At 72.3% G+C, this 22,444-nt stretch carries 16 protein-coding genes; 12 read left to right on the top strand and 4 right to left on the bottom strand.

Annotation, left to right across the window (positions count from 1 at the left end):
• Nucleotides 1-295: 295 nt before the first annotated feature.
• Nucleotides 296-874: an RICIN domain-containing protein gene (locus DFJ69_RS19065; RefSeq protein WP_170177711.1), complete on the top strand. Its 579-nt coding sequence runs from the start codon at nt 296-298 to the stop codon at nt 872-874.
• Nucleotides 875-1,120: 246 nt separating this feature from the next.
• Nucleotides 1,121-4,567 (top strand): bifunctional glycosyltransferase/CDP-glycerol:glycerophosphate glycerophosphotransferase, encoded by a 3,447-nt coding sequence (locus tag DFJ69_RS19060; RefSeq protein ID WP_245974456.1) that lies wholly within the window; start codon nt 1,121-1,123, stop codon nt 4,565-4,567.
• Nucleotides 4,568-4,589: 22 nt separating this feature from the next.
• Here the strand turns inward: DFJ69_RS19060 and DFJ69_RS19055 are convergent, their stop codons facing one another.
• Both DFJ69_RS19055 and DFJ69_RS19050 read right to left on the bottom strand, forming a co-directional pair.
• The gene (locus DFJ69_RS19055; protein ID WP_116023849.1) at nt 4,590-6,116 is read right to left on the bottom strand and encodes a hypothetical protein; all 1,527 of its coding nucleotides are present in this window, start codon (nt 6,114-6,116) and stop codon (nt 4,590-4,592) included.
• Nucleotides 6,117-6,337: 221 nt separating this feature from the next.
• Nucleotides 6,338-8,254 carry a glycosyltransferase family 2 protein gene (locus DFJ69_RS19050; RefSeq protein ID WP_116023848.1) on the bottom strand — a complete coding sequence of 639 codons (1,917 nt, stop codon included), beginning with the start codon at nt 8,252-8,254 and terminating at the stop codon, nt 6,338-6,340.
• A 222-nt stretch (nt 8,255-8,476) separates the two neighbouring features.
• Here DFJ69_RS19050 and DFJ69_RS19045 point away from each other — a divergent pair, with 222 nt between their 5' ends.
• The 6 genes from DFJ69_RS19045 (at nt 8,477) to DFJ69_RS19025 (ending at nt 14,964) form a co-directional block, all read left to right on the top strand.
• The gene (locus tag DFJ69_RS19045; protein WP_245974455.1) at nt 8,477-8,857 is read left to right on the top strand and encodes a phosphomannose isomerase type II C-terminal cupin domain; all 381 of its coding nucleotides are present in this window, start codon (nt 8,477-8,479) and stop codon (nt 8,855-8,857) included.
• 390 nt (nt 8,858-9,247) lie between these two features.
• On the top strand, nt 9,248-10,375 hold the full coding sequence (locus DFJ69_RS19040) for an acyltransferase family protein (RefSeq protein ID WP_116023846.1): 1,128 nt from the start codon (nt 9,248-9,250) through the stop codon (nt 10,373-10,375).
• Between the two features lie 134 nt (nt 10,376-10,509).
• Nucleotides 10,510-11,655 (top strand): acylneuraminate cytidylyltransferase, encoded by a 1,146-nt coding sequence (locus tag DFJ69_RS35645; protein ID WP_245974454.1) that lies wholly within the window; start codon nt 10,510-10,512, stop codon nt 11,653-11,655.
• A gap of 48 nt (nt 11,656-11,703) precedes the next feature.
• A complete protein-coding gene (locus tag DFJ69_RS35640) occupies nt 11,704-12,603 on the top strand; it encodes an N-acetylneuraminate synthase family protein (RefSeq protein WP_245974453.1) in 900 nt (299 codons plus the stop codon).
• A gap of 10 nt (nt 12,604-12,613) precedes the next feature.
• Nucleotides 12,614-13,579 carry a glycosyltransferase family 2 protein gene (locus DFJ69_RS19030; RefSeq protein ID WP_116023845.1) on the top strand — a complete coding sequence of 322 codons (966 nt, stop codon included), beginning with the start codon at nt 12,614-12,616 and terminating at the stop codon, nt 13,577-13,579.
• Nucleotides 13,576-14,964 (top strand): alpha-2,8-polysialyltransferase family protein, encoded by a 1,389-nt coding sequence (locus DFJ69_RS19025; RefSeq protein WP_116023844.1) that lies wholly within the window; start codon nt 13,576-13,578, stop codon nt 14,962-14,964. Before DFJ69_RS19030 ends, DFJ69_RS19025 begins: the two co-directional genes overlap by 4 nt.
• An 85-nt stretch (nt 14,965-15,049) precedes the next feature.
• Here DFJ69_RS19025 and DFJ69_RS19020 read toward each other — a convergent pair whose 3' ends face one another.
• Complete coding sequence (locus DFJ69_RS19020) at nt 15,050-16,231, bottom strand: DUF6716 putative glycosyltransferase (RefSeq protein WP_116023843.1); 1,182 nt, start codon at nt 16,229-16,231, stop codon at nt 15,050-15,052.
• Complete coding sequence (locus DFJ69_RS19015) at nt 16,228-17,220, bottom strand: hypothetical protein (protein ID WP_116023842.1); 993 nt, start codon at nt 17,218-17,220, stop codon at nt 16,228-16,230. The genes DFJ69_RS19020 and DFJ69_RS19015 overlap by 4 nt, the downstream gene beginning before the upstream one ends.
• A 473-nt stretch (nt 17,221-17,693) precedes the next feature.
• Here DFJ69_RS19015 and DFJ69_RS19010 point away from each other — a divergent pair, with 473 nt between their 5' ends.
• From DFJ69_RS19010 to DFJ69_RS18995, 4 genes are all read left to right on the top strand, one after another.
• Nucleotides 17,694-18,761, top strand: a complete 1,068-nt coding sequence (locus DFJ69_RS19010) for a glycosyltransferase family 4 protein (RefSeq protein WP_116023841.1) — start codon at nt 17,694-17,696, stop codon at nt 18,759-18,761.
• Nucleotides 18,762-18,826: 65 nt separating this feature from the next.
• Nucleotides 18,827-19,441, top strand: coding sequence for an HD domain-containing protein (locus tag DFJ69_RS19005; RefSeq protein WP_116023840.1), 615 nt, complete (start codon nt 18,827-18,829; stop codon nt 19,439-19,441).
• Nucleotides 19,442-19,448: 7 nt separating this feature from the next.
• Nucleotides 19,449-19,952 carry an SRPBCC family protein gene (locus tag DFJ69_RS19000; protein WP_116023839.1) on the top strand — a complete coding sequence of 168 codons (504 nt, stop codon included), beginning with the start codon at nt 19,449-19,451 and terminating at the stop codon, nt 19,950-19,952.
• Nucleotides 19,953-19,991: 39 nt separating this feature from the next.
• Nucleotides 19,992-22,409, top strand: coding sequence for a HelD family protein (locus DFJ69_RS18995; protein WP_116023838.1), 2,418 nt, complete (start codon nt 19,992-19,994; stop codon nt 22,407-22,409).
• Nucleotides 22,410-22,444 lie beyond the last annotated feature (35 nt).

The following is a 22,444-nucleotide window of genomic DNA, read 5'->3' as shown; positions in this document are numbered from 1 at the left end:
CAGCCCCTACTGAGGACGCCGCCGAATGGCATTCGGCCAACCCAATCTCGCAGGTCAGACGCAGCGAACAGAGGTCCATGGCCGATCTCGGCCAAGGTGAGCATTGACCGCAATCGGCCATTTACACACGCGCGCGCGAGCACTTTAACAGCTTCTTGACCGTTCCGAACAAGGGTGTTAGCGTCGCCGATCATCGTCCAAACACGGTGCGGCTCCACCGGAATTGTCAAACAGCCGGGCCTTCCTGAAAGGAATCGACGTGTCCCGACTCGCCAAAGCAGGAATCGTCACCTTGGTGACCGTCTCCGTTTCCGCGACCTCCGCGCAGGCGTTCGCGGCCTCGCCGGCCGAGGGCTCCTCGGCGCGCGGGCCGGTGACGGGTGCGGCCGTACAGCCCCTCTCCGCGGCCGAGGTGGCGGACCTCGAGCGTCGCTACCCGGAGAAGGCGAAGAGGCTGCGGCAGACCGTGTCCACCGGGGCCGAGGCCGTCGCCGTCAAGATCGTCAACGTGAACAGCGGGAAGTGCCTCGCCATCGGTTCCAGCAGCACCGCCCAAGGCGCGCACGCCATCCAGTGGGACTGCATCGCCTCGAGCCCCGGCCAGGTGTGGGTCCTCGACGGTTACCACATCCTCAACTACAACAGCGGGCTCTACCTGGCGATCGGTTCGAGCAGCACCGAGAACGGCGCCCACGCGCTGCAGTGGAGCTACACCGGCAGCAACGGACAGCGCTGGTACGCCGACGGCGACCGCCACCTCATCAACATGAACAGCGACAAGTACCTGGCGATCGGCTCCAGTAGCACCGAGAACGGCGCCCACGCGCTGCAATGGAGCTACACCGGCAGCAACGGACAGCGCTGGAACTACTGACATCCGCCGAGCCGTCGTGGAATCCCCGACCGGGGGTCTCCGCGGCGGCTCGCCCGCGTTTCCGGCGGCCTCCCGGCATCACGAGGTCACAACGGAACCGTGGCCGCGAACACGACGAGCGCAACACATCGGTTGAAGTCCGTTAACCTTCCCCATACCAGACATTCACTCGAAGCCGTCGACCGGCGCTGGGGATCGCGGCCGCAGGCCGCCCCGCTGTCGTGGTTCAGGAGGACCGTGTCACCGATGCTCAGTGTCGTCGTGCCGTTCTACAACGTGGAGCCCTATCTCGCGGCGTGCCTGGAATCCCTGGAGCGGCAGACCCATCGCGACCTCGAGGTCATCATGGTCGACGACGGCTCGACCGACGGCGGGGCGGCCATCGCCAAGGACTTCGCCGGGCGCGACGCGAGGTTCCGCCTGATCCAGCAGGAGAACCGGGGGCCCGGGCCGGCCCGCAACCTCGGCGTCGAGCACGCCACTGGCGCCTACCTGGCGTTCGCCGACGGGGACGACGTGGTGCCGCCGGGCGCCTACGCGCGGCTGGTCGGCACCCTCGAACGGACCGGCTCCGAGATCGCCTGCGGCAACGTCCACCGCCTCCACGGCGACGAGACGCTCCAGTCGCACCTGCACCGGGACATCTTCACCAAGACGGAGACGCGGACGCACGTGTCCCGGCACACGGCGCTCATCCGCGACCGGACGTGCTGGAACAAGGTGTACCGGCGCGAGTTCTGGGTCCGCCACGGCCTCGCCTTCCCGCCCGGCCTCTACGAGGACCCGCCGATCGTCATCCGGGCCCACGCGCTCGCCTCCTCCGTCGACGTCGTGAAGGAGACCGTCTACCTGTGGCGTCGCCGGACGGGGTCGATCACCGACGACCGCGCGGACTGGTCGAACCTGAACCAGCGGATGAACTCGGCGCGCGACATCCGCCGGTGGCTGACCGCGCACGCGCCCCGGCTGGTCCCGCACTACGACGCCGAGGTGCTGGTGGGCGGTGAGCTGGAGGTCCTGCTCACCGCGCTCCCCCGCACCGAGGACGCCCACCGGGGGACGCTGGTCGCCGTCGGCGCCGACCTGGTCGAGGGCATCGACCCCAAGACGCTGCGCACGCTCCCCGCGATCACCCGGCTCCAGGTCCATCTGCTGGGCCGCCGCAGGCTCGCCGAGCTGCTGTCGGTGCTGAAGTTCGTGGAGCTGGGCGGGCTGAAGAAGACCCCCGTGTCGAAGCGGGGCCGACGCGCCCGCTTCTACGCCGCCTACCCCTACCACGACGACGCGGACCTGCAGATCCCCGCCGACGTCTACGACGTCACCGACGAGCTGCTCCCGGTGGCCCGGCTCGACCGCGCCGCCTGGGTGGACGGGCGGCTGCGGGTCGAGGGGCACGCGTACATCCCGCGCCTCGCCTCGGGGAGCCCGGAGGACTCGCGCATCCGGCTGTGGCTGCGCGGCCCGCATCGGCTGCTGCGGGTGGGGCTCCAGATCGAGCGCGTGGAACGTCCGGACGTGACCGCCGCCAGCAACCAGGCCGTGGTCAGTCACGACTGGTCGGGCTTCACCGCCGACATCGACCCCGCCTCGCTCAAGGTGCTCGGCCGGTGGCGCAGCTCCGACTGGAAGCTGGGCGTGGAGGTCGTCTGCCAGGGACTTCGCCGTCGCCGCGCCCTGGGCGCGCCCACCGCCGTGAACCGCAAGTGGCCCGCGGAGCTGGAGGTCGCCCCGGGTGTCCACGTCCAGCCCATGGAGCTGGGACGCAGCGCGGCGCTGCGGGTCCGGCAGGTCGCCGTCCGGCTCACCGACCACCGAACGGACGGCGACATCCTCGAACTGGACGGCTGGGCGGCGCCCGACCCCGCCCCGACGTCGCTGATCCTCTCCCACGAGCACGACGACCACCGGCTCGAGGTCGGCACCGAGGCGATCGCCGGCGCGGGCGGCGGGTCGGGGTTCCGGGCGCGGATCCCGCTGTCCGAGCTGGCGGAGGGGGCGCACACGGGCGCGTGGGACATCGCCCTCGACGACGGCCGCAAGCTGCTGTTCGGCGACGACCTCGCCGAGGCGCGCCACCTGGTCCGGGACGGAGAGGACCCCTTGGAGTTCGCGCTGCTGCGCACGCGCTTCGGGAACCTGCGAGGCTTCCTCCGCGCGCCGCGTCCGGTCGTCACCGACGTCCGTTGGGACGGCGACGATCTGGTGGTGACGGGCACCCTCTCGGCCGCCGACCGGCCCGACCGGCTGCTGCTGCGCCGGCTGCGGTCCTCCGACACGTTCCCCCTGCCGATCACGTGGGAGGGGGACCGCTTCACCGCCGTCCTCACCCCGGAGCGCATGCCCTCGTTCGGCCTGGAGCGCCCGCTCAGCCGGGGCCGCTGGGACCTGCTGGCGCCCACCAAGGGCGGCGACGAGCCCGTCCTGGTGGAACGCGGCAGGCTGCGCACCCTCCCCGGGCCGCACGTCACCGGGGTCCACGAGATCACCCTCCACCCCCACTCGACCGACGCGCTGCGGCTGCGCGTCCGGACGGCGCTGGCCGACGACGAGCAGGGCCCCTACGCGCAGGCCCGCCTGCAGACCGTCGACTATCCGGCCTACCGGCGGCAGCCGGTGCGCGAGCTGGCGCTGTTCGACGCGTACAAGGGACGCCAGTACTCCTGCAACCCGCGCGGCGTCTTCGAGGAGCTGCGGCGGCGCGACGACGGCATCGAGTGCGTGTGGGTCAGCGACGACGGCCAGTTCACCCCGCCGGAGGGCGCCCGCACCGTCCTGACCGGCAGCAGGGAGCACTACGAGGCGCTGGCGCGGGCCCGGTTCATCTTCTCCAACTGGGCCCAGCGGGACTGGTTCGTCAAGCGCCCCGGCACGACCTACGTGCAGTGCTGGCACGGGACGCCCCTGAAGAAGCTCGGCTACGACGTGCACGACATGCCGTACAAGCGGACCGAGGGCCTCAACTGGATGGAGCACGACGTTCCCCAGTGGGATCTGCTGCTGACGCAGAACGCGTTCTCCACACCGCTCTTCCGCCGGGCGTTCCGGTACGACGGCGAGGTGCTGGAGAGCGGCTACCCCCGCAACGACCTGCTGCTCGCCCCGGAGCGCCACGCCGTCGCCGCCGACGTGCGACACAGGCTCGGCGTCCCGGAGGGCAAGCGGGTGGTGATGTACGCGCCGACCTGGCGGGACGACTTCCACCTTGCCATCGGCAAGCGCGCCTTCCAACTCGAACTCGACCTCGAGGCCATGCGGGCGGCGCTCGGCGACGACCACGTGGTGCTACTGCGCACGCACTACCTGGTCACCGACCGGCCGCGTTCGGAGGGCGACGGCTTCGTCCTCGACGTGTCGGCCTATCCGGACATCGCCGAGCTGTACCTGATCACGGACGTCCTGGTGACCGACTACTCGTCGGCGATGTTCGACTTCGCCGTGACCGGCCGGCCGATGGTGTTCTACACCTACGACCTGGAGCGCTATCGCGACCATGTCCGGGGCTTCTACTTCGACTTCGAGGCGGAGGCCCCCGGTCCGCTGCTGAGCACCTCCGAGGAGGTCATCGACGCCCTGCGCGGTCTCGACGACCTTCCGGCCCGGTACGGCGACGCGTACTCGGCCTTCGCCGCCCGGTACTGCCCGCACGACGACGGACGGGCCGCGGCCCGGGTGCTGGACCATCTGCTGAGGTGACCCGGCCCCCGCAGCCGTGCCGTCAGCCGGTCTCCGCCGCCTCGGCGAGCCGCTCCGGAACGGGCTCGCGCTTGGGCTCGGAGCGCTCCTCGGGCGCCGAGGGGGCGGAGGGCTCGGCGCCACGCCGCTCGGGGATCAACGCCATCGCCGCCGCCAGCACCGCGAACGGGATCGCGGGGAGCACATAGCGGTCGTCGAAGTCGGCCGTGGCGGCGGGCACGACCAGCAGCGCCACGGAGAACGACCAGGGCAGCAGCACCGGCCCGCCCAGCCGTCGGACCCTGATCAGCATGCCGCCGAGGCCCACGAGCAGGAAGGCGCCGAGCACCGTGCCCCGCACGTAGAACCGGCTCTGGTAGTCGCGCATCCACTCGCCGTGCGGCTCGACGACCCGTGGCACCGCCGTGTCGCGGCCGTAGGCGAACGCCCAGGTGGCGTCGGTCTCCCGGAGGCTCGCGCCCTCCGGGAACCGGTACTTGGCGGCCGTCCACGGCGTGGGGTAGGGCTCGCGCTCCCAGGCGAACGCCCGGAAGGTGTCCCGGACGATGACCCCGACGTAGTCGCCGGGCTGCTTCGTGATGGCGGCCCACGCGAACTCCCCGGCGAGTTCGTTGGCCCGAGGGTCGTCGATCCCGCCCGGCAACCGGCGGAATCCCGACTCCGGCTGCCACAGGGCCGCGAACGCGGGGGCCACGCGCGGGTCGCGGGGCACATTCTCACGGCACAGGATCGCCACTTCCGGACGGGGCCGAATCTGGGCGCAGTCGGCGAAATCCACCGTCCGGCCGTAGAGCCAGATGTTGTCGCTCTTGCTGAAGGCGAACTCGCCGTGCACCGAGTTGAACCAGGACATATAGATGAGCACCGGAACGGCGCACGCGATGACCGCCGCCGCCATCGCCCGCCACCCCGCCCGGCGCGCCATCATGCACACGAGCAGCACCAGGAGGAGGGGCAGGCCCACCGATCGGGTCACCGCCGCGCACGACATCAGCAGCCCCGCCAGGGCCCCCGTCCACCAGCCCAGACGCCGCCGCCAGAGCACCACCGTCACCGCCGCCGTCAGCAGGAAGGCGAACAGCAGGTCCGCCATCAGCAGGTGCTCCAGTTGGATCTGGTACGCGTCGAAGAGGACCGGCACCGCGAACGGCGTCGCGACCAGACCCGGCAGCCACCGCCGGGACGGCAGGGCCGCCCGCGCCGCCCGCCAGACCAGGACGTAGACCAGGACCCCGATCGCCACGCCCAGCGCATGCTGCACGACCACGACCCACCGGAGGCTGTGCGCGGGCTCCAGCAGCCACAGGAACAGGGAGTAGCCGCCGGGCCGCAACTCCGACGGTCGGAGGCGCACCGCCGACTCCAGATAGCCGGCGGAGTCGCCGAACCACAACACCGACGGATACCCGAGGACGGCGACCCGGCGGACCGCCACGGCGCCCACCACGACCAGCAGGAACAGTCCATGCGCCGACGACAGCCGACCCAGTCCCGCCAGGGCGCGGCGCACGACCGCGATGGCCTTTCGGAGGGGCCGGGAATGGCTCACCACATCTCCCACATCGGCCCTTTCGTGCCTGCGTCACGGCCTTTGTACGGGCCTGAGACGACTGAGACGGCGTGGTACGCGGCTCCCCATGAGAGGACGGCTCGCACGGGTGCGCGGTTTACGCCGGGACCGTGGAACGGCCGGTCGAGAAGGTAGATCATTCCCGCACACGGGGGCCGACGCAAACACCGCGCGGGCCTTTTCGGGGACCTTGTCCGGCGCTAGGAACGGCAGTGGGACAGGGCCCGTCCCAGTCGTTCGACCGTCTTCGCCTTGCGGACCTCCACCGACAGCCCTCCGCGCACCGTCCGGTACGGCCGGGCGCGGCGCAGCGGGAACAGGTGGACCGGCCCCGGCGGCTCCTCGTCGGGCGCGGGGATGCGGGCCCGCAGCACGACACCGCCGACCACCAGCTCCAGCGTGGGGTCCCAGCGCCCCGTGCCGCATTCGCGCAGGTCGAGCTTGACGTCGATCTCGACCCGGCCGGTGCGTCGGACGGTGGTCGCCGGGATCCAGCGGCACTCCCCCGTGCCCCGTCGGACCAGCTCCGCGCGGGCGTGCACCGGGTGGCCGTCGGCGAGGGCGGCGGGCACGTGCGCGACGACGCCGAGCCGGCCCGCCGCCGCCCGGCCGACCTCGTCGACGTGCAGCAGCGCCGGGAGCCGGGTCGCGGTCACGTCCAGGCTGAGGGCGCGGGTGCGCCGGTCGACGCGCGCGGCGACGGTCGTCCCCTCGTGGCCGAGCCGGGCGGCGGCGCCGGGGCGGGGGTCGGCGAACACCAGCCGGCGGGTGTGGACGATCTTCTGGGCGCGCACCTCGGCGTACGCCTTCCAGCGGCCGGGGCCGAGCGTCTCCCAGGCGGCCGGGCCGACCTCCACCGTGAAGCGGCCGGTGGGGTCGAGGCGGCCGGGCAGCCGGTGCTCGACCGAGGGGTCCTCCTCGGCCAGCAGCAGCAGGTTGACGCGCTGCTCGGCGAGGTCGATCTCGGAGATGGCGGCGGTCCCCTCGACCACGAGCGTGTCGCCGTGCCAGCCCAGGGCGTCCGGACGGGCGTCGAGTCGGAGCCGGTCGGTGACGTCGTAGTACTCGTCCGGGATGCCGCCGGCGGGGTCGCGGAACAGCGGGTAGGCCGAGTAGGCGCGGTCCTTGTCGACCACGGCGGGCGGCCGGTCGCCCTCGGCGCCGCAGGCGGTGATCTCATCGAGGGCGGCGGCGAGGCCCCGGCCCAGGCAGCAGGCGACCAGCCGTGACCGGGGCCCGAACGCGGCGTCCACGTCGGGCGTGTACCAGTCGCGGACGAGCCGCCCGGCGGAGTGCCGGGCGATGGCGCGGTCGATCTCGGAGGCGGCCAGGTAGCGGTCGCCGAACCGGGGGAAGATCTCCTCCCGGAAGTGCCGTCGCATCAGGGTGTCGCGCAGCGGGCCCGGCGGGAGCCGTTCCCCGACGAACGACATCACCTCGGCGATGAACGGCCAGCAGCGGGAGTCCTCGTCCACGTCCTGCGGGCGCGGGACGCCCTCCCCGAAGCGGTAACAGTCGTACCCGGCGAGCACCGAGACGCCCGAAGCGCCGAAGTAGGCGCGCGCGGTGAACAGGTGGTGCTCGTAGGCGGCCATGCCCTCGACGAACCGCAACCCCAGCCGGTCCACCAGGGACATCCGGAAGAGCTTGTACGGCGTCAGCGTGTCGTAGAGGAACGGGCTCTCCAGCACCGTGGTGTACCCGAAGTCACGGGCGAGCCTCGGCTCCCGGGTCCCCGCGCCGGCGCACTGGCCGACGACGACGTCGGTGCCGTGGAAGTCCGCCAGCCGCGTCATCCGGGCCAGCGCGTCCTCGCCGAGGCGGTCCTCGGGTTCGAGGAAGATGACGTACTCGCCGGTCGCCAACTGGAGGCCCGCGTTGCGCGGTGCGCCCGGACCGCCGGAGGCCGGCTGATGGACCACCCGCATGCCGGGGCGGGAGGCCGCCAACCGGTCGAGCCGCCGCCCGCTGCCGTCGGTCGAGCCGTCGTCGACCGCGACGACCTCGATGGCGTCGGCCGCGAGGGTCTGGTCGAAGACCGACCCGAGCGATCGGTCGAGGCTCGCGCGGTGATCCCCGACCCGCACGATGACGGAGACCTTGGGCCGTGAAGCCATGTCCCTCCCCGATGCTGCGAATCAGGACCACCGGCCGTGACTGCGGGTCACGGATGCGACGCGGACGGCATATGGCTGGGATGATAGGTCACGGCGCGCCACAGGCCGGGCACGGCACGCGACCCCGGACGTTCAACTTATGGTCAGGTGCCGACCGGATGAAATTCGGGCGGATCGGGTTGTATGTTCGCCACTTGTCCGACCTTCTCCTGGAGAGCTTCTGTGACCTCCCCGTCCACCCCTCCCGCCGAACGCGACCTGGCCGAGATCCTGACCGAGGTGCGGCCCTGGGGCCGTTTCGAGCGGTTCACCTGGAACGAGCCGACCACGGTCAAGATCATCCACGTGGCGCCCGGTCAGCGGCTCAGCCTCCAGCGGCACCGGCACCGCGACGAACTGTGGGTCGCCCTCGACCCCGGCGCGGTGTTCGAGGTCGCCGGGCGGCGCATCGAGCCCGAGGTCGGCGAGCGGGTGCTGGTGCGGGCCGGCGACACCCACCGGCTGGAGTCCTCCGGCCCGGCGGTGCGCATCCTGGAGATCGCGTTCGGCGACTTCGACGAGGACGACATCGAACGACTCGACGACGCCTATGGCCGGGCCTGACCTCCAGAGCCCGCCGCGGCGGCCGGGGCCGGACCCTTCCGCGCCCCGGCGGCCCGCGCGTCCGGCGACCGCCGCCTCGGCGACACCGGCGATCCTTTGGGCCCCCGACGGCCTCCGTTCACTTTCAGGTCACCATCGTGGACCGCGGCGCTCCTAGCCTCGGGGGCCTCTCCGTCGCGTCGACGGCCCCGCGTGGACGGCGGGAGCCGGACGATCCGGAGATGACGGCGGTCGATCCCCTTCGGCGCATATGGATGAAATTCATGCGGATCGGGTTGTATGTTCGCCACTTGTCCGCACCTCGTCTGGAGACCTCTGTGACCTCCCCGCCACCTGCTCTGACCTGGAACGATCCAGGCAACACCACGATCGTCCGACCCGACGACGCCCATGGCCGCGACTGAGGTCCGGAAGGCCGCCGAGCCCTCCCGGCCCTCCCAGCCCTCGCCGGCCGAGCCCGCTCCGCCGGCGACGCCCGCCCGGGGCGACGCCCCGGCGCCCCTGCGCGCCCGCAAGGAGCGCGACCCCTTCTTCGACAACGCCAAGTTCCTGGCGATCCTGCTGGTGGTGGCCGGGCACGCGATCGGCGGGCTGCGCGACGTTCCGGTGGCGCGGGCGGCGTACGTGTTCATCTACATGTTCCACATGCCGCTGTTCATCCTGATCACCGGCTATCTGTCGCGGAACTTCACGCTGTCGGCCGGCAAGGCGCGCAAGCTGATCACGCACCTCGCGGTGCCGTACGTGATCTTCGAAGTCCTGTACTCCGTGTACTTCTCGGTGATGGACGACAAGCCGCTGGAGATCTCGCTGCAGCAGCCGACGTACGTGCTGTGGTTCCTGATGGCGACGTTCATCTGGCGGCTGTCCACTCCGGTGTGGCAGCAGATCCGCTGGCCGATGGGCGTGGCGTTGACCGTCTGCCTGCTGTCCTACATGACGGACCTGCCCTCGGCGCTGAGCCTGCACCGGGCCATGGGCCTGGTCCCGTTCTACGTGCTGGGCCTGATGCTGCGACCGCAGCACGTCGAGATGCTCAAGACGCGTGTCGCGGGGCTGGTGGGGGCGCTGGTGCTGGCGGGCGGGTTCGCGTTCTCCTGGTTCTACGCCAAGGACCGCAAGCGTCACTGGTGGTACTGGGACACCGGCCACGACGGGATGGGCGTCGACAACCTCACCGGAACGCTGGTGCGGGTCGCCATGCTGATCTGCGCGGTGGCGCTGGTGGTGGCCTTCCTGGCCGTCGTGCCGACCCGCCGCACATGGTTCACCGCCCTGGGCGAGGCGACCCTCTACGCGTACCTGCTGCACGACTTCGTGGTGCGCACGGTGCTCATCTACCTCGGGGTCTACAAGGTGGACGCGCTGCACACCGTTCCCGGGGTCGTGGCGGTGGCGCTCGCGGGCTGCGTCCTGGCCACCGTGCTGTGCTCCAAACCGGTGATCGCCTTGACGCGGGGCTTGATCCAACCGCGGATGACCTGGGCGTTCACCGCGCTGCGACGACCGGCCCGGTGAGCCGGACACCACGAAGGTTCGAACCGTCGTCAACCGTCGTTAACCCGGCGGCCACCGCTCACCACCTCCGACACGGCTAGTGTGGGGTGCCTCTGAGCATCGAAAATCCCAAAAATCCTTACATCGGGAGACTTGTGCGCGTCGTCTGTGTCATCCCCGCCCGGGGGGGCTCGAAGGGCATTTCTCGCAAGAACCTCGCCCTGGTCGGCGGTCGTCCGCTGGTGGTGCGCGCGGTGCACGCCGCGTTGGCGGCGCCGCGGGTCGACGCGGTCGTGGTCAGCACCGACGACGCGGAGATCGCGACGGTCGCCTCGGCCGCGGGCGCCCGGGTGGTGATCCGCCCCGACGAGCTGAGCGGCGACACGGCCTCGTCGGAGTCGGCGCTGCTGCACACGCTGGACGAGGTCGGCGGAGACCCGGAGGTGACCGTGATGGTGCAGTGCACCAGCCCGTTCATCGACCCGGCCGACCTGGACGCCGCCGTGGGCCTGGTGCTGGACGGGGCCGCCGACTCGGTGTTCTCGGGGCTGGAGACCCACGAGTTCCAGTGGTGCTCGGCGGGGGCCGACGGCGTGACCGGGGTGGGCCACGACCCGGCCCGGCGTCCGCGCCGGCAGGACCGGGCGGCGCACTTCCGCGAGACCGGCGCGTTCTACGTGATGCGCACCGACGGGCTCCGCGCGCATCGGCACCGCTTCTTCGGCCGCATCGACGTCCGGCCGGTGCCGACGGCGCACGCCATCGAGGTGGACGAGCCCGCCGACCTGGAGCTGGTGCGGGCCATCGCGGTCGTCGCCGACCGGGTCGAGCCCATCGACGTCGACGCCGTCGTGACCGACTTCGACGGCGTGCACACCGACGACCGCGCGTTCGTCGACCAGGACGGCCGCGAGTCGGTGGCGGTCAGCCGCGGCGACGGCATGGGCGTGGCGCTGCTGCGGCGGGCCGGCGTGCCGCTGCTGATCCTGTCCACCGAGGTCAACCCGGTGGTCGCGGCCCGCGCCCGCAAGCTGGGCGTGCCCGTGCTGCACGGGGTGGAGGACAAGGCGACGGTCCTGCGCAAGTGGCTGGCCGACGAGGGGCTGGACCCCGCGCGGGTGGCCTACGTCGGCAACGACGTCAACGATCTCGGCTGCCTGGCGATGGTCGGGTGGCCGGTGGCCGTTCCGGGCTCCCACCCGGACGTGCTCTCGGCCGCGCGGGTGACGCTGACCCGTCCCGGCGGCGCCGGGGCGGTCCGAGAGCTGTGCGAACGAGTCCTCGCCGCCCGCGAGGCCTGAGCGAACCCGATCAACTCGATCAACCCGACTGTTAGAGGACGGCATCATATGAGCTCTGCCCCTGAGGCGCCCGCGACCGCCACGGTCCGGATCGGCGACAGCGAGATCGGGCCGGGCGAGCCGGTCTACGTGATCGGTGAGATCGGCATCAACCACAACGGCGACGTGGACATCGCCCGCCGGCTGATCAACATCGCGGCCGACGCCGGCTGCCAGGCGGTCAAGTTCCAGAAGCGCACCCCGGAGATCTGCGTCCCGCTCGACCAGCAGGGCAAGATCCGGCAGACGCCCTGGGGCGAGATGACCTACCTGGAGTACAAGCACCGGGTCGAGTTCGGCGCGGACGAGTACGGCCAGATCGCCAAGTACGCCGCCGACCGGGGCATCGACTGGTTCGCGTCGCCGTGGGACGTGCCGTCGGTGGAGTTCCTGGAGCGTTTCGACGTGGTGACGCACAAGGTGGCGTCCGCGTCGATCACCGACCGCGAGCTGCTGCGGGCGCTGGCCGCCACCGGCAAGCCGATCATCCTGTCCACCGGGATGTCCACCCTGGAGGAGATCGACGAGGCGGTGGAGATCCTCGGCACCGACGGCCTGGTCATCCTGCACGCCACCTCCACCTACCCGCTGCCGGCCGAAGAGGCCAACCTGCGGACCATCACGACCCTCCAGGAGCGCTACGGCGTGCCCGTCGGCTACTCCGGTCACGAGCGCGGGCTGCAGATTTCCCTCGCGGCTGTGACAATGGGGGCGGTCATGGTCGAACGGCACATTACGCTGGACCGTACGATGTGGGGTTCCGACCACGCCGCCTCGCTGGAGCCGACCGGGCTCGAGCATCTCGTACGCGACATCCGCATCATCGAGCAGGCGCTCGGTGACGGTGAGAAGCGCGTCTTCCCCGGTGAGGTCGAGCCCCGCGCCCGGCTTCGCCGGGTAACGCCTTGAAGGAGCACGCGTGACGACCCTGTCGGTCATCGTACCGATGCACAACGTCGCCCCTTATATCGGCGACCTGTTGATCAGCCTGGAACGCAACGTCCGCGACGACTTCGAGTTCATCTTCGTGGACGACGGCTCCAGTGATCACACCGGCGAGATCGTCGAGCGTCACCGCAGCAGGCTGCCGGGCTTCACGGTGGTCCGCCACGCGAAGGCCCGGGGCCTGAGCGCGGCGCGCAACGCCGGGGTGGCGGCGTCGTCGGGCCGTCTGATCACCTACCTCGACGGGGACGACTGGATCGGCCCGGGTTACCTGGGCGCCGCCGTCGAGGCGATCGAGGCCCTCGGTTGCGACTTCATCAAGACCGACCACGTGCGGGTGTACGGGCGGCGCCGGGAGGTCCACCGGGCGCCGCAGGGTGTCAGGGGCGTCGTGCTCAACCCTCGGGACGGGATCCTCCCCGTCCTCGACAACACGATGGTGGACTACCCCAACGCCTGGTCGGGGATCTACCGTCGGACCCTGGTCGACAAGGGGCTGCTCACCTTCGACGAGCACCTGCTGACCTGCGAGGACCGGCCGTGGACGTGGCGGCTGATGCGCGGCGCGTCCTCGTACGCGGTGGTGTCGCTGTTCGGGGTGTTCTACCGGCGCGAGGTCGCCGGCTCGCTGACGCAGATCGGCGACGAGCGGCAGCTCCACTACTTCGACGCCTTCGACCAGGTGCTCGCGGATCTCGCCGACGATCCCGAGCGCGACCGCTTCCATCTGAAGGCGCTGCGGACCTACTGCCAGATGATCTCGTTCCATCTGCAACAACAGTCGCGGCTCGCCCCGGACCTCCGGCGGCGGCAGCGTGAACGGGCGGTCGCCTTCCTGCGCGGGCTGCCCCATGAGGACCTGCACACGGTGATGCCGATCCTCACCCGCCGCCACCAGGAGGCGCTGCACCCGCTGCTGCCCGCGGAGGTCGCGCGATGACCCAGATCTTCGTCTCCTCCCGGCTGTTCGGGGCGATGTCGCTGGCCGCGGCCATCGACGCGGGGCACTTCGGGCCCTCCGGACGGCGCAGGATCCTGCTGATCAGCCATGACGCGCAGATCCCCGAGCTGACGCCGCCGCCCAACGAGCGGCCCGGCTACGCCCCGCTGCTGTCGCGTTTCGACGAGGTCATCTCGCTGAACGAGCTGATCGATCCGCTGCATCCGCTGGCCTGGTCCCCCGCGGCCGTGGACCAGCCGATGATCGAACGGCTGCTGCGTCGGGTCTGGAACCTCGGGGACGAGCCGATCGAGCTGGCGGTCGAGGCCATCCAGTCCAACCCGGCCAGGTCGCTGGCGTCCATCTTCCACGACGCCACCGTCACCGTGTACTCCGACGGCCTGGCCACGTACGGCGCGACCCGGGCGACGCCGCCCACGGGTGTCGGCAGCCGGTTGAGCCGGCTGCTGTACCTGGACCTGATGCCCGGGCTGGTCCCGCATCTCCTGGCGGAGTACGACGCGCCGGCCGAGGAGCTGTCCGGTGAGGCGTTCCTCAAGGTGATCGAGGAGGTCACCGCCGAGGTCGAGCCGATCCTGGCCGGGCACGGCGAGTTCGGCGACAACGTGGCGCTCATCGTGGGCCAGTACTTCAGCGAGCTGGAGATCCTCACCGACGAGGAGGAGAACCGGCTCCATCTGGAGATGCTGCAGGGCGTGGTGGCCCGCGGCCATGACACGGTGCTGTTCAAGCCGCACCCCCATTCGCCGCCGCGGCTGTTCGAGCTGCTGGTCGACGAGGCCAAGAGGCTCGACGCGCGGCTGGTCGTCATCGACGACCCGGTGCCCGCCGAGACGTGGTGCGCCCGGGTGCGGCCGGCGCTCATCGTCGGCATCTGCTCGACCGCGATGATGACCGCGTACCGCTACTACGGCGTGCCGGCGGCCACGGTGGGCACCGAGCTGCTGCTGGAGCGGCTGACCCCGTACCAGAACAGCAACCGGATCCCGGTCACCATCGTCGACGCGGCGCTGCCCCACCTGGAGCCGGACGGGACGCTACGCGCCCCGATGATCGGCGCCGAGGCCGTGTCGACGGAGCTGACCTCGCTGGTGGCGGCCGTGGCGTACTGCATGCGCGCCGCCGCCCGTCCCGACCTGCGACCGGCGGCGCAGGACTACCTGCGCGACCACGTCGGCGGACCGATGGCCCGCTACTTCAAGCGCCGCCGGCTCACCATGCTCGGGCTTCCCGGGGGCGTCCACAGCCCGCGCACCAAGGCGTTGAACACCGTGCTGCCCCGCAGCAGCCGCCGTCGGCGGCTGGCGGTCAACGTCGTGCGGCGGGCCGAGCAACTGCGCGCCCGCCCGAAGGACGACGCCTGATCGGCGGCGTCCCGCCCCCGCATCTGAGCACCACGCACGAACGAGCCCGATCCGCGACCGGATCGGGCTCGTTCGTGCGTCGCGGTCAGCGTCGGACGGCGCGGCGGATGCCGGACAGTTGACGGACCATCGTCGGCGAGAGCTGCAGCCGGAGACGGGCCTTCGGCTCCGCCAGCAGGCCCTTGCGCCGGACCAGACGCGTGGGGACCGGCAGGGCCCCGCCGCGCGAGGTCCGCACGAGATCGGTCAGCGTCCCCACCCAGTCGTCGGCGTCGGGGGCGTGGAAGTAGTTGGCCGCGCACCAGGCCGGGTCGGGGTCGCGGAACTCGGCCCGTTCCAGGTCGGCGAGCGTGCCGAGGCAGCCGCTGTCGGCGAAGACGAGGTTGATCATCTCCGCGCCGACGCCGAAGTCCGACAGCACGAGCAGCGGCACCGAGGCCGCGATGGCCTCCAGCGCGGCGGTGGAGCTGACGGTGACGAAGCCGGCCGCGTGCGCGAGGTGCTCCCGCATCGGCCCGGCGTCGAAGGTGAGCAGGCCCGCCCGGACGCGTCCCTCGGCGACCATCTCGTCCCAGAGCGTCTGGTACGAGTGCCGCTCACGGTGCGTCTGCTCCTCGGTGGCCAGGGCGCGGAGCTTGACCACCACCCGCAGATCGGGGCGGCGCTCGGCGAGGGCGGCCAGCGAGAGCAGGATGCTCTCGCGCTGCCCGCGCTCGACCGGGACCTTGGCCTGGGTGGCGAACACGACCCGGTCCCGCACCGGCGCGGCCTCGGCCGGGGCCAGGAACGGCAGCCGGGCCAGGCCCACGCGGCCCGGCAGGCCCATCCGCCGGGCGATCTCGGTGAACTCCGCGACCTCGTGGTGGCTGTGCACGATGAACAGGTCCGCCGCGCTGCGGAACCGCCAGGCGCGTTCGGTGGCGGGCACCGAGATGCCCGGCAGCCCCGACACCAGCACCGGACGGGACCGGCCCAGCACCATCGCGCTCAGCGTGTCCACCACCGGGCCCGTGCAGCCGAGGAGGACGACGTCCGGCCGGTGCTCGGTGATCACCCGCACCAGCCCCCGGGCGGTGACGACGGCGGGGTCCTTCGAGCCCGTTCCGTTGAGCGCCGAGCGGATCTGCTCCGGCGACGGCGTGATCGGCGACCTCACCACCGCGAGCCGCCGCGACCAGTCCTCCGGCAGATGATCGAGCAGGCCGGCGGTCCACTTGAGGTAGGAATCCGAGTCGGCCACCGCGAGAACGCGTGCGGGGACGGTCACGTGATGAGCTCCACGCCACCGACGAAGAGGCTGAGGTGATCACGGAGCTCACGATCGGCGGCGCTCGTCCACCAGTCCGCTGGAATGGGCACGCCCTCGATCCTAGTCCGGGCCGCCCGAAGGATGAGCCGCAACGACGTCAGAGCCGTCGAGGGCAGACTGATCACCCGGTGCTCGGCGGTGAGGCCGCGCAGCGACAGCTCCACCGGGACCCCGGGCTCGGCCACCGAGATCCGCGGATCGGCGCTCAGCTCGGCCAGCACGTCGGGGGACTCGCGGCGGTGCGGCCGGTAGGAGAGGGGTTCCCGCTCGGCCAGGGAGCGCACCCACCGCACGTAGGGCTCACGGCGCACCAGGTCGTTGCGGACCAGCGAGCTGCCCAGCACGACCAGGCGCTGCTCGGGCGGCGCGGCGGGCGGTCGGCTCCGCAGCCAGGGGAAGTCGTGGGTGCGCAGCGTGACACTCAGCTCACCGAGCGCGCCGGCCAGGTCGGCGGAGACCGGCAGGGCGGTGAGCACCGTCAGCCGCCCGGACTTGGCCGCCGCCCGCAGCCGCATCCACGCCGCCAGCCCCAGGGCGCGGCGGGTCGGGCCGGGCCGGGCGCGGGCCCTGGTCAGCGGCCTCGGCCGCGCCGAGGTCAGCAGCTCCAGCAGATGCAGCGTCGCCAGGCCGTCGTCGACCACCACCAACCGATGGTCACCCGGCAGGACCAGCCCGCGCTGCACCGCCCCGGAGAAGACGTCGCCGACGATCCAGCAGCCCCCGCGCGGCGGCCGGGCCGTCCCCGCCGGGTCACCGGGCAGCCGCAGCCCGGGGGGCGCGCCGAGCCGCTCGACCTCCGCCGCCGTGGCCTCCAGCGGGGCCATGCCCGCCCGCAGCCGCAGGTCGACCGGGGTGGGCGGCAGGTCCAGATGGCACGCCTCCACCGCCGACAAGAGCTGCAGCGGGGACTCCGCCCAGATCAGGGACGGTGCTGGTGACGATGACATGCGGACGGCTCATTCCCTCGGAGGCCCCGTGATTATTGGGGACGACATCGAATCGACGATGTATCGAAGGTGAACTCTTGCTTAACTCTCCGAGGGAGACCGCACGCTCGAAATGCCGACGACCGGGAAGTCGAGGCGCGGCCGGCCCCTGCCGAGTCTTTCCTCATGCCGCCTTGTGTTTCCGGGCGGCGACCGCCGAAACCCGTGCGGCCGTCGGTCGCCCGCACCCCCGGCACGTCCTGCGGAGCGGGGCGACCGGGCCGGAAAGTGCCGGGTCGGGAAAAGGGCGCTCGGTGACGGCCTGACTCCTCTATGCCATCGGGTCAGGGCGACTGTCGCGGGCCAATGAACGTTCGCGGGCCGCCTTTCGTTCATCACATGCCATCCGGACGTTTCGTTTCGTACTCCGGACGTTCGCCCAGCGCGGAGAGGATTCATGGCAACTCGGATCGTGATCACTCGGGGGGGCGGCGATGCGGATCTGCGTGTGCACGGTCGTGCACCATCCGGAGGACACCCGAATCCTGCATCGGCAGATCCGGGCACTGCTCGACGCCGGTCATGAGGTCACCTACATCGCGCCGTTCCGGGCCTGGAACGTCACGCCGTGGCGTCAGGTGAGCCCCGTGGACGTGCCCCGCGCCCGGGGGCGCGGTCTGGCGCACGCGCTGCGCGCGGCGCGGAGGGCGCTGGCCGACCACGCGCCGTACAGCGACGTGGTGCTGCTGCACGACCCGGAGCTGCTGCTCGCCCTGCCGCGCTCGGCGCGGCGGCGGACGGTGGTGTGGGACGTGCACGAGGGCCCGGCGGCGTCCCTGCTGCCCGCGCCGCTGCTGCGCCACGCGGAGGCCCGCGGTCGCCGACACCGGCTGCTGCTGGCCGGAGAGGGCTACCGCGACCGGTTCGGCCCGAGCCATCCGGTGGTGCCCGACCTGCCGTACGTGTCCGCGGAGCCGCCCGCCGAGCCCGACGGTCGACGCGCCGTGTACGTGGGGCGACTGTCGGTGGACCGGGGCGCCCTGGAGATGATCGAACTGGCCGCACGGCTGGCGGAGAAGGGCGTGGCGGTCGAGCTGATCGGGGCCGCCGATCCGGAGGTGCGGCCCGCGCTGCGCGACGCCCAGCGGGCCGGGGCCCTGCGCTGGTACGGCTTCGTGCCCAACGACCGGGCGATGCGGATCGCCGAGGGCGCGATGGCGGGGCTGGCCCTGATGCACGACGACGAGGAGCACCGGGACACGGTGCCCGCCAAGGTCATGGAGTACATGGCGCGCGGCATCCCCGTCGTGACCACCCCCCGGCCGGCCGTCACGGAGCTGGTGGGGCAGGAGCGGTCCGGTCTGGTGGTGCCGTTCGGCGACGTCGATGCGGCGCTCACCGCCGTGCTCCGACTGCGGGACGAGCGGGGTCTGCGCGCACGTCTGGGACGTGAGGGGTACGAGCTGGCGCGTGCGCGCTTCGACTGGCCGACGCACGCCGAGCGGTTCGTGACCCTGCTGGAGGGCTGGGCGGGGCGGTCCCGGGAGCCGGCCACCGCCTAGAACGGGACCGGCCGCCTCGCCTACGATGCCGTGCGGCTTGACCGAACGGGGCGAGGAGTACCGGCGTGGAGACGTTCACCGAATGGCGGACCTGGGAGCGCGCCCGCGCGGACCTGGCGGCCCGTTCCCTGGGGCCTGACGACCTCGTGGTGCTCGACCGGGCCGTGGACGCCGCGCTGAGGTGGCACGGCGATCAGCGAAGGCCGACCGGGGCGCCCTATGCGGAGCACCTGTTCGAGGCCCTGGAGGTCATGGTGCGGGGGGCCGGCGTCACGGACCTCGACACCCTGGTGGCGGTGCTGCTGCACGACGTGGTGGAGGACACCGACGCCACCGTGTCCGACGTCGAGGCCGAGTTCGGCCCCGACGCCGCCGAACTCGTCGACTGGGTGACCAAGCCCCCGGCGGGCGGCCAGGGGAGGCAGGCCAAGCGCGTCGCCAAGACCGCCTACCTGCGGCGGCTGCGGGAGGCCCCGCCGGACGCGATCCGCGTGAAGCTGGCCGACCGGGTCAGCAACGTGCAGACCCTCGACCGGATGCCGCCGGACTTCCAGCGCCGGTACTACCTGGAGACGGTCACCTACGTGATGCCCCTCATCGAGCTGCTCGGGGACGACACGGGCGGCTGGTTCTCCGGCTGGTACACCTCCTGGCGCCGCCGTTTCGGGCACCTGGGATGATCTGCCCATGGAACGGGAGTGGGTCGCCGAGGAGAGCGTCGTCGTCGCGGCGGCACCGGAACGCGTGTACGCGGCGGTGGCGGACCTCCGGAAGATGGGCCACTGGAGCCCGGAGTGCTTCGCCGTCTGGGTGCGCGGCGGGCGGGTGCGACCGGGCACCAAGTTCGTGGGCTTCAACCGGATCGGCTGGCGGGTCTGGTTCACCACCTGCCGCGTGACGGCCGCCGTTCCCGGCGAGGTGTTCGCGTTCCGGGTGTCCAGCTTCGGCGCGCCCGTGGCGCTGTGGGGCTACCGGCTGGAGGGCGTCGCGGACGGCGCCACCCGGCTCACCGAGTACTGGGAGGACCTGCGCCGAGACAACCGGGGCGCGGCGTTCGTGTCCGTGCTGGGCAAGGTCTTCACCGGAGTCCCCGCCGAGCAGCGGGCGACCGTCAACCGGCGCGGCATGAAGGCCACGCTCGGTCGGATCAAGGCCGCCCTCGACGCCGGACGACCCCGGCCGGGCGCGTAATATTGATCCTTCGCCTTGTCGTGTGAGGGAGCCGCCCGCATGTCGTCGTCCCCGGTCACCGGACCCGAGATCACGGTGAAGGACCAGGAGATCGCCGTCGAGCAGCGCCGTGTCGACGAGGCGTACGAGCGGCTGAAGGAGATGCGCGCCGACGCCCAGGCGATGATCAGGGAAGGGTACCGACAGTCGCTGGCCGGCACCAAGGGCTCCCTGGTCGACCGGGACGCCATGGTGCACCAGGCGGCGCTGCGCGCCCAGGCCCTCGACGTCGCCGACGACGGGCTGGTCTTCGGCCGGCTCGACCTGACGACCCGGGAGACCCGCTACATCGGCCGGGTCGGGGTCCGCACCCGCGACCACGACTCGCTGGTCATCGACTGGCGGGCGCCGGCCGCCGAGGCGTTCTACCGCGCCACCCCCGAGGACCCCCGGGACGTGGTCCGCCGCCGGGTGCTGCACACGCGCGGGCACCGGGTCGTGGACCTGGAGGACGACCTCCTCGACCCGGCCGCCGCCGACTCCCTGACGGTCGTCGGGGACGGGGCGTTCCTGGCGTCGCTGGCCCGCACCCGTGAGGGCGCGATGCGCGACATCGTGGCCACCATCCAGCGCGAGCAGGACGAGGTGATCCGCGCGCCCGCCGACGGCACCGTGCTGGTGCGCGGCGCGCCCGGCACCGGCAAGACGGCCGTGGCGCTGCACCGGGTGGCGTACCTGCTGTTCCGGCACCGTCAGCGGTTCGGGTCGCGGGGCGTGCTGATCGTCGGGCCCAACCGGCGCTTCACCGCCTACATCGACCGGGTGCTGCCGTCCCTGGGCGAGGGGTCGGCCGCGCTGCGCTCCCTCGGCGACCTGGTGCCCGGGGTGTCGGCCGCCGTCCACGACTCCCCCGAGCTCGCCCGGCTGAAGGGCGCCGCCGCGATGACCGCCGTGCTGCGCCGCGCGATCGCCGACCACGTGCCGGGCGGCCCCGACGAGCTGCGCGTCGTCCACGCGGGCGTGATCGTACGGCTCACCCGGCCGGAGCTCGACAAGGTCCGCAACCAGGTGCACCGGCGCAGCCAGGGCAGCGTCAACACCGCCCGCCGGCGCGTCGCCGACCAGCTCCTGGACACCCTGTGGGACCGCTACGTCGACATCGGCGGCACCGAGCCCGAGCCCGACGCGCCCGTGCAGGGCGAGCTGGCGCTGTGGGAGGGCATCCTCGCCGAGAGCGGCCTCGGCGCCCTCGAGGGCGAGGAGGGCCCCGCCGGCCCCCGCACCTCCCGCGAGGCGTTCCTCAAGAACGTCCGGGAGCAGGGCGCGTTCGCCGACTTCCTGACCGCCTGGTGGCCGATCCGCACCCCGCTGGACGTGCTCCGCTCCCTCGGCGACCGGGCCCGGCTGCGGCGCGCCGCCGGACGCGACCTGGACCGGCCGGACGCGGACCTGCTGGCCGCCGCCTGGTCCGAGGCGCTGTCCGGGGACGCCCCCACGCTCAGCTACCAGGACGTCGCGCTGCTGGACGAGATCGACGCCCTGCTCGGCCCGCCGCCCCGCCCCTCCCGCCGGGCCCGCGACGAGGAGGACCCGTACGTCATCGACGGCGTCAACATCCTCACCGGCGAGGAGATCGCCGACGACTGGGAGCCGGAGCTGCGGGAGCTCACCACCTCGATCGAACGGCTGGAGCGCTCGCGCCGGGTCGACGACGAGGTCACCGACACCCGACCCGAGTACGCGCACATCGTGGTGGACGAGGCGCAGGACCTGTCCCCCATGCAGTGGCGGATGCTGGGCCGCCGAGGTCGTCACGCCACCTGGACGGTCGTGGAGGACCCGGCCCAGAGCGCCTGGGAGGACCTCGACGAGGCCCGCCGGGCCATGGAGGCGGCCCTGGGCGGTCCCACCTCCCAGCGGCGCGACCGGGGCCGTGGCCGGGGTCGCGATCGAGGCCGTGACCGCCGGCAGGCTCCCGCCCGGGCCCGGCACGAGTTCGAGCTGACCACCAACTACCGCAACACGACGGAGATCGCCGCCGTGTCCGCGCGGGTCCTGGACCTGGCGCTGCCGGGGGCCCGGCCCGCCCGGGCCGTCCGCACCTCCGGGGACGACCCGCTGATCACCACGGTGCCGCAGGACGGTCTGCGCACCGCCGCCCGCGAGGCCGTCGAAACCCTCCTCACCCAGGTGGAGGGCACCATCGGCGTGATCATCCCGCTGCCCGACGGCACCTGGACCCGCCGGGACGCCACCGCCCTCGCCGAGGGCCTGCCGGAGCGCGTCCAGGTCCTCGACGTCCTCGACGCCAAGGGGCTGGAGTTCGACGCCGCCGTCATCCTGGCCCCGGAGGCCGTGGCCGCCCAGTCCCCGAGGGGCCTGCGCGTCCTCTACGTCGCCCTCTCCCGCGCCACCCGCCGCCTGATCGTCCTCACCGCCGACCCCACCTGGCAACGGCTCCTGTCCGGACTCGGCTGACCGGACAGGGGCCCACCGGCCCCGCGCCACGCACA

This window comes from Thermomonospora umbrina (genome assembly GCF_003386555.1).
In the GTDB taxonomy this organism is placed as follows: Bacteria; Actinomycetota; Actinomycetes; order Streptosporangiales; family Streptosporangiaceae; genus Thermomonospora; species Thermomonospora umbrina.
Note: the sequence above shows the minus strand (reverse complement) of the source record. Positions and strands in the feature narration are given on the sequence as shown.

Bases quoted from the DNA above. Each gene is read 5' to 3' on its own strand.
- DFJ69_RS19060 (WP_245974456.1), top strand. From the start codon at position 1,121: ATGCTCAGTGTCGTCGTGCCGTTCTACAACGTGGAGCCCTATCTCGCG.
- DFJ69_RS19050 (WP_116023848.1), bottom strand. From the start codon at position 8,254: ATGGCTTCACGGCCCAAGGTCTCCGTCATCGTGCGGGTCGGGGATCAC.
- DFJ69_RS19040 (WP_116023846.1), top strand. From the start codon at position 9,248: ATGGCCGCGACTGAGGTCCGGAAGGCCGCCGAGCCCTCCCGGCCCTCC.
- DFJ69_RS35640 (WP_245974453.1), top strand. From the start codon at position 11,704: ATGAGCTCTGCCCCTGAGGCGCCCGCGACCGCCACGGTCCGGATCGGC.
- DFJ69_RS19025 (WP_116023844.1), top strand. From the start codon at position 13,576: ATGACCCAGATCTTCGTCTCCTCCCGGCTGTTCGGGGCGATGTCGCTG.
- DFJ69_RS19015 (WP_116023842.1), bottom strand. From the start codon at position 17,220: ATGTCATCGTCACCAGCACCGTCCCTGATCTGGGCGGAGTCCCCGCTG.
- DFJ69_RS19010 (WP_116023841.1), top strand. From the start codon at position 17,694: ATGCGGATCTGCGTGTGCACGGTCGTGCACCATCCGGAGGACACCCGA.
- DFJ69_RS19000 (WP_116023839.1), top strand. From the start codon at position 19,449: ATGGAACGGGAGTGGGTCGCCGAGGAGAGCGTCGTCGTCGCGGCGGCA.
- DFJ69_RS18995 (WP_116023838.1), top strand. From the start codon at position 19,992: ATGTCGTCGTCCCCGGTCACCGGACCCGAGATCACGGTGAAGGACCAG.